General features: G+C 42.7%; 5 protein-coding genes. 2 read left to right on the top strand and 3 right to left on the bottom strand.

Annotated elements, in window-relative coordinates; translation table 11 throughout:
• Both QUA74_RS25405 and QUA74_RS25400 read right to left on the bottom strand, forming a co-directional pair.
• The coding region (locus tag QUA74_RS25405; protein WP_333334610.1) for a tetratricopeptide repeat protein at positions 1 to 1,530 on the bottom strand (1,530 nt) is incomplete at its 3' end.
• 208 nt (positions 1,531 to 1,738) lie between these two features.
• A complete protein-coding gene (locus tag QUA74_RS25400) occupies positions 1,739 to 2,311 on the bottom strand; it encodes a Uma2 family endonuclease (RefSeq protein ID WP_333334616.1) in 573 nt (190 codons plus the stop codon).
• 269 nt (positions 2,312 to 2,580) lie between these two features.
• Here QUA74_RS25400 and QUA74_RS25395 point away from each other — a divergent pair, with 269 nt between their 5' ends.
• Both QUA74_RS25395 and QUA74_RS25390 read left to right on the top strand, forming a co-directional pair.
• A complete protein-coding gene (locus tag QUA74_RS25395) occupies positions 2,581 to 4,146 on the top strand; it encodes an ABC transporter permease subunit (RefSeq protein WP_333334608.1) in 1,566 nt (521 codons plus the stop codon).
• Between the two features lie 272 nt (positions 4,147 to 4,418).
• The gene (locus QUA74_RS25390) at positions 4,419 to 5,255 is read left to right on the top strand and encodes an SAM-dependent methyltransferase (RefSeq protein WP_333334606.1); all 837 of its coding nucleotides are present in this window, start codon (positions 4,419 to 4,421) and stop codon (positions 5,253 to 5,255) included.
• Between the two features lie 119 nt (positions 5,256 to 5,374).
• Here the strand turns inward: QUA74_RS25390 and QUA74_RS25385 are convergent, their stop codons facing one another.
• On the bottom strand, positions 5,375 to 6,082 hold the full coding sequence (locus QUA74_RS25385) for a hypothetical protein (protein WP_333334604.1): 708 nt from the start codon (positions 6,080 to 6,082) through the stop codon (positions 5,375 to 5,377).
• Position 6,083: the final 1 nt, after the last annotated feature.

Here is a 6,083-nt window from a genome sequence, read left to right as displayed (position 1 = left end):
AGCATACCGACTAAGTGTTATCGGAGCATTAGGTTCAAGCTGTAGCGATAGCTCAAAGTATTGTAAAGCCTTCTCATACTGACCCGTAGAAGCTAAAGCATTAGCATACCGACTAAGTGTTATCGGAGCATTAGGTTCAAGCTGTAGCGATAGCTCAAAGTATTGTAAAGCCTTCTCATGCTGACCCGTTGAAGCTAAAGCATTAGCATACAGATTAAGTGTTATCGGATCATTAGGTTCAAGCTGTAGCGATCGCTCCAAGATTTGAACAAGCTTCTCATGCTGACCACTTGAAGCCAAAGCAGTAGCATACCGACTAAGTGTTATCGGATTATTAGGTTCAAGCTGTAGCGATAGCTCAAAGTATTGTAAAGCCTTCTCATGCTGACCACTTGAAGCTAAAGCAGTAGCATACCGACTAAGTGTTATCGGAGCATTAGGTTCAATCTGTATCGAGCGCTCCAAGAATTCCAAAGCCTTCTCATGCTGACCCGTAGAAGCTAAAGCAGTAGCATACAGATTAAGCGTTATCGGATCATTAGGTTGAATCTGTAACGATTGGTCAAAAAACTGCCAAGCTTTCTCAATCTGACCATTTGAAGCCAAAGCATTAGCATAGCAACTAAGTGTTACTGCATTATCAGGTTTAATCTGTAACGATTGGTCAAAAAACTGCCAAGCTTTCTCGAACTGACCATTTGAAGCCAAAGCATTAGCATACCGACTAAGGGTTACTGCATCATCAGGTTTAATCTGTAACGAGCGCTCAAAAAACTGCCAAGCTTTCTCGAACTGACCATTTGAAGCCAAAGCATTAGCATACTGACTAAGGGTTACTGCATCATCTGGTTTAATCTGTAGCGAGCGCTCAAAAAACTGCCAAGCTTTCTCGAACTGACCATTTGAAGCCAAAGCATTAGCACACATCCGGACAGTTGTACTATTAGTAGGTTCAATCACTAATAACCTTTCCAATATATCAAATGCTTTTGTATAATTTTCATTTTTAATCAAAACCTCGGCACAAACACTTAAACTAATTTTATTACAGGGAGCAATTTTAAGCGCACTTTCAAGAAGACCAATAGCTTTTTCATATTTTACTTTGGCTTTTTCATATTCTCCTTTCTCTTTTTCATATTCTCCTTCTTTAATCAAAGCTTTTCCATAACCCGTTAGTGTAAAAACATTATAAGGTTCAAGGTGAAGTAAATGTTCATATATTATACTTAGAAGATTCTTAGACCTATTAAACCTATTTGGATCTTGCAGGAATTTACAGTACCTACTCAAAACTTTTTTATCATTAGGATCAATTTGACGTGCTTTTTCAAATGCAATATAGGCTTCTTCCTCTCGATTAACATCTGGTAGAGCTAGAGTTTGACCATATTTGCTCCATACCTTAGCACTTTGAGGAAAATCTCTCAGCATCTGCTCGAAGATAGCGATCGCCTCGTCATACTTCTTTGCTTGTACGAGTTCTTCTGCCTGATTCATTAAGATTTCGAGGCGATCGTCGCTACTCATCGTGTCTGATCTCCGGTAGCAGTGGGCGTAGTTCAATAATGGCGTTGCTGAATAAAGCTAAATGATCAAAGTCATCTCTAGTGTATTATATGAAGATCCCTAGCTGATCACAACCTCAAAACCTAGCTAAATTGCTAAAAACTGGTCATTACAATAGTTTCACATTTTGTTCTCACCAGATGCAGATACCTCATTATACAACCCTCAATCAAACATTCCCTGGTTTGAGCCAGCCAAAAACTTCGCCTAAAGTCAACTGCATTTCCGGCATAAAATTGGGCATCGGAAGTATATCTGTTGGTTCTTGCAAGGAAATAGGCTGCTGCCTTGCGGGATAGGCTAAAATGTTTTTTTCATCGGGATCGAGCAACCAACCCATCTGACAACCGGCATTCAAACAGTGCAAAATATTGTTTGTGACTTTGGTTTGGCTTTGGGCTGGGGACAATATTTCTATTGTCCAGTCTGGGTGCTCGTTAAATGTATTGGCAATTTCGCCGTCAGCGTCTAGGGGAATGCGATTCCAAACAAAAATCGCGACATCGGGGACAATAGAACGTCCGCCAAAGGTGCAGCGAAGTTCTGGTAGGGCTAGGGCAATTTGCGGTTTCTCTGCGATGTCGTTGGTGACTGTTACGAATCTGCCTTGTAGTTTGCTGTGTTTTCCTTGTGGCATAGGTTTTTGGACGATCGCACCTTTGATGTATTCGCTAGCGGGTTTGGTTTCTGGGAGTTGCAAAAACTCGTCGAGGGTGATAGTTTTTTGAGGTGCTTGTACCATATAGCGATCGCCCGTTTGAAGCGTGTTGCGGTAACAGTTCCAGTATATTTGAAGTTTCGTCACTTTTGGTGCAATAATCGAACTCAAAAGACTCTAAAGTGTAGCTAGCCCGATCGGGAGTTTCCAGAGCCAGCGGTCGATCGAGTTGCTTGAGGTGAGGCAGAAGTTGGCACTACCCGCGTCAGTCGCATCTATAACTGCGATACCTAGCATTTTTTCATCTAACTACTGACTGCTGACTAATAACTAATGACTAATGACTTCTTCCTATGTCAAAAAAAATAATTAATGCGATCAAATCGAGCGGTATTTTAGGGGCGATCGCTTCTTTGACTGTTCTGTTATTCGGCGGTTGGAGCGGTACCGTGATCGGCTGGCTGATGGGTACGGCGGCCGGCTTTATGAGTTGTCAGGATCAGAAGGTTTACAGCCCGAAAATGGGTGCGACTATCGGCAGTTTAGCGGGAGTGGGATTGGGAGTTTGGCTGTTAGTTGCGAGTGTGGTAGAAGGGGTTTTGATTAGGCCTTTGTCTGGTCAATCTGCTGTTGCTTTGCCGACGACGCTGCTGTACGGGATTTGCAGTTTGACGATCGCAATTTTGACAGCTACGTTAATGGGTGCTTTGCAGGGTTTGCAGGGAGAACGCCAGCGGCTGGCAACTCTGGTGACATTAGCTTTTATTCTAATTCTGTTTCCCTTTATCGACATTCAGGCTCAGACCGGCTGGATTGCTACTGTAGTACAGATTCAAATCTTTATTATGTTGGCGCTGGGTTTGAATATTACTGTCGGTTTTGCGGGTTTGTTGGATTTGGGATATGCGGCGTTTTTTGCGATCGGCGCTTACACGACGGCTTTGCTATCTTCTGGACAGTTAAATATTGCTTGGAACTTTTGGGTGGTATTGCCTATCGCCGCCGGTGTAGCTGCGATCGCGGGGGTAATCCTCGGTATTCCGACACTGCGGCTTAAGGGCGATTATTTGGCGATCGTTACCCTCGGTTTTGGGGAAATTATCCCGGTTGTGTTTAGGAATTTAACCGCAATTCGCATCGATGAACCAGTCTCGAAGATTGTTGCTGCTGTTTTGGGTAAACCCGAGCTGGTGCTGTGTCTTGTTGGGTGCGATCGACCTTTTAACCTCACCGGCGGCGAAGCGGGAATAAACCCGATCGGGCGTCCATCTCTCCCCATCGTCGGTACTTTCAGCACCGGCAACTACTTTCCCTGGTACTACCTAATTTTGCTACTAGTTGTCTTCGCTTACTTCATGATTTCGCGCCTGCGAGATTCCCGCTTGGGGAGGGCGTGGAATGCCATGCGCGAAGATGAATTAGCGGCTAGTGCGATGGGGATTAACCTGGTCAAAACCAAACTTTCGGCTTTTGCGATGGGAGCGACCTTTTCGGGCTTTGCAGGCGCGTTTTACGCTGCCTATATCAGCGCAATTTTTCCCAGCGTTTTCGATTTCTCGGTGTCGGTAATCATCCTGTGTATGGTGATTTTAGGCGGTTTGGGGAATATGACGGGGGTGATTTTGGGGGCTATCATTATCATGTCTGCCGATCGGCTTTATCTGCCACAATTAGCGCAAGTCCTCAAGGGTTTTCTGAATACTTTTGTACTCCCCAGGATTGCAATTCCCCAGTTGCGAGACTTTCTGGCAACCAGTTTAGACCCGATTCAAATGCGCTTATTTCTATTCGGCCTAACTCTTGTTGTCATGATGCTCGTGCGGCCGGAGGGGCTGATTCCTGATAAGATCCACCAAGCTGAACTGCATTCGGATGCGGAAGCGAGCAATGAGTCTTTAGCAGATGCGAGAAGTCAATAAGTAGGTAAGGACAAAAACCATAGTATTTTGTAGGCTGGTTTAGCTAAGAATCTAGGATGCAACTCACATTTTGCACAATTCTCAAGAACAGGCAAGATGCCTATTCCACAAGAAAATTCACTCTTTGTGGAACAGGCATCTTGCCTGTTCATAAAAACCTTATTTAGAATGGGGCAACATCTCAGATACAAGGGAGTTTAGGGGTGTAAAAACCCCGTCCCCATCTAATGTTTATTTGTAACCAACTACTTAGTAAGGGTGAAAGATTAGCCATGAACAATGTAACTGGTACTGCTTTTATCGTTGCGGAATTTAGAGAAGAAGAGAACGAAGAGGCAATTCCTCTTTACACTGATCATGTAGTAAAAATATGGCTAAATGAGGAAACACAAAAAATAGCTGACCAAATAGCTCACAACTCTCCCGCAGCTAAAGAAATGGTTAAGTTGCGGACTAAATATTTTGATGATGTTTTGTCAAATCAAATTTTAGGAGGTTGCAAGCAAGTAGTTATTTTAGGTTCGGGTTTGGATACTCGCGCTGCTAGAATTAATGGAGCAGGAGTGATTTATTTTGAAATAGAGGACCCCGCGACACTGCAATTAAAAGCAGAAACTCTCAAAGCAAACAAAATTAGTGCAAATGTTCGCTACATTCCCGGCGATTACATAAAAGACGGTTTAATCTCCTTGCTGAAACAGAGTGAATTTGATTTCGCTCGACCGACATATTTTTTGTGGGAAGGCAACACTACTTTGGTTGACAAAAAAGATGTAATATTTGTGTTAGAACAAATTCGCGACAAGGTTCCTAATTTTCGAGTGTCCTTTGATTATATGTCGGAAAAGGTGATTTTGAGAACCACGGGCTACCAAGATATCAATGATTACATAGATAAATACGAAAGTATGTATGCACCGTGGATTACTGGGTTTGAAAAGATTGCAACTTTGGCTGACCAACTCAATCTCAAAGTTATTGAAAACTTTTCGACTGCCGGTTTACACGCACAATATCGCCCTGGCCGTTCGCTAGAATCTAATCTTTTTAAGTTCTATTTTGTTTGTACTTTAGAAAATGCAGTAGGGTGCGTCAGTCAAGAGATTTGACTCAACTCACACAATTTGCTGCTGACGCACCGCAGAGTACAGACGATCGCACTTTGTCTGTACGCTATAAAATGCAGGAGGGTGCGTCAGTGATGTCTTAAACAATCGCAAACCATTTATTAGGTCAAGCGAATTCGTAAAGAATCAATAAGACCATATTTAGCCAACCAATCTTTTACCTCTGGCGTTAAAAGTCCCAGGGTAGCACCCTCATTAGCAGCTACTCTCAGAAAACAGAGCACTGCTTCAGGAACCTCATCAGCATTTAAGCCATCCCAGCACTGCTTTAATTGCTCAATTAGCCGATCGACTTTATCAAAATCCTCACTGCTTTGGGGAATTGAGTTAGACTCCCGAATTTGCCCATCTAAATTTCTAATTCGTTGGATAGTTGGCTTAAAGGCCGAAACTTTATCCAGCACATTCAGGATTTCATTATTCGTGGTCGGCATCTTTTGAATTCGGTACAGCCACCAAGCTTGACTCAATTGCTCTCTCAGAGCTTTTTGTAAGTCCTTTACCCTAGAGTCAAAATTATTTCTGTTGAAATTTTCATTGTCTATAATCCACTCAGGATCTTCCTGAAATTTTGCTTCAACATTAGCAATAAATTTCAGCAGACTGTCAGCCTTTTGATTTAAATCAAAATTGGCAATTTCTCTTTCGCGAAAAGCCCTCAAAGATTGCACAAAAAGTAGAGTTCCAGTGACAGCTTGCTCGATCTGTTTTTGTCGAGATTGAAACCCTTGATAATTCTCTGCATACTTCCGAAGATTAATTGTCTTTTGAGACAACTCACTCAATTGATAGGATTTTTCTAGAAGCATA

Origin of the sequence: Microcoleus sp. LAD1_D3 (assembly GCF_036702135.1) — a bacterium.
GTDB lineage: Bacteria > Cyanobacteriota > Cyanobacteriia > Cyanobacteriales > Microcoleaceae > Microcoleus.
This window is presented reverse-complemented; position numbering and strand designations above follow the sequence as displayed.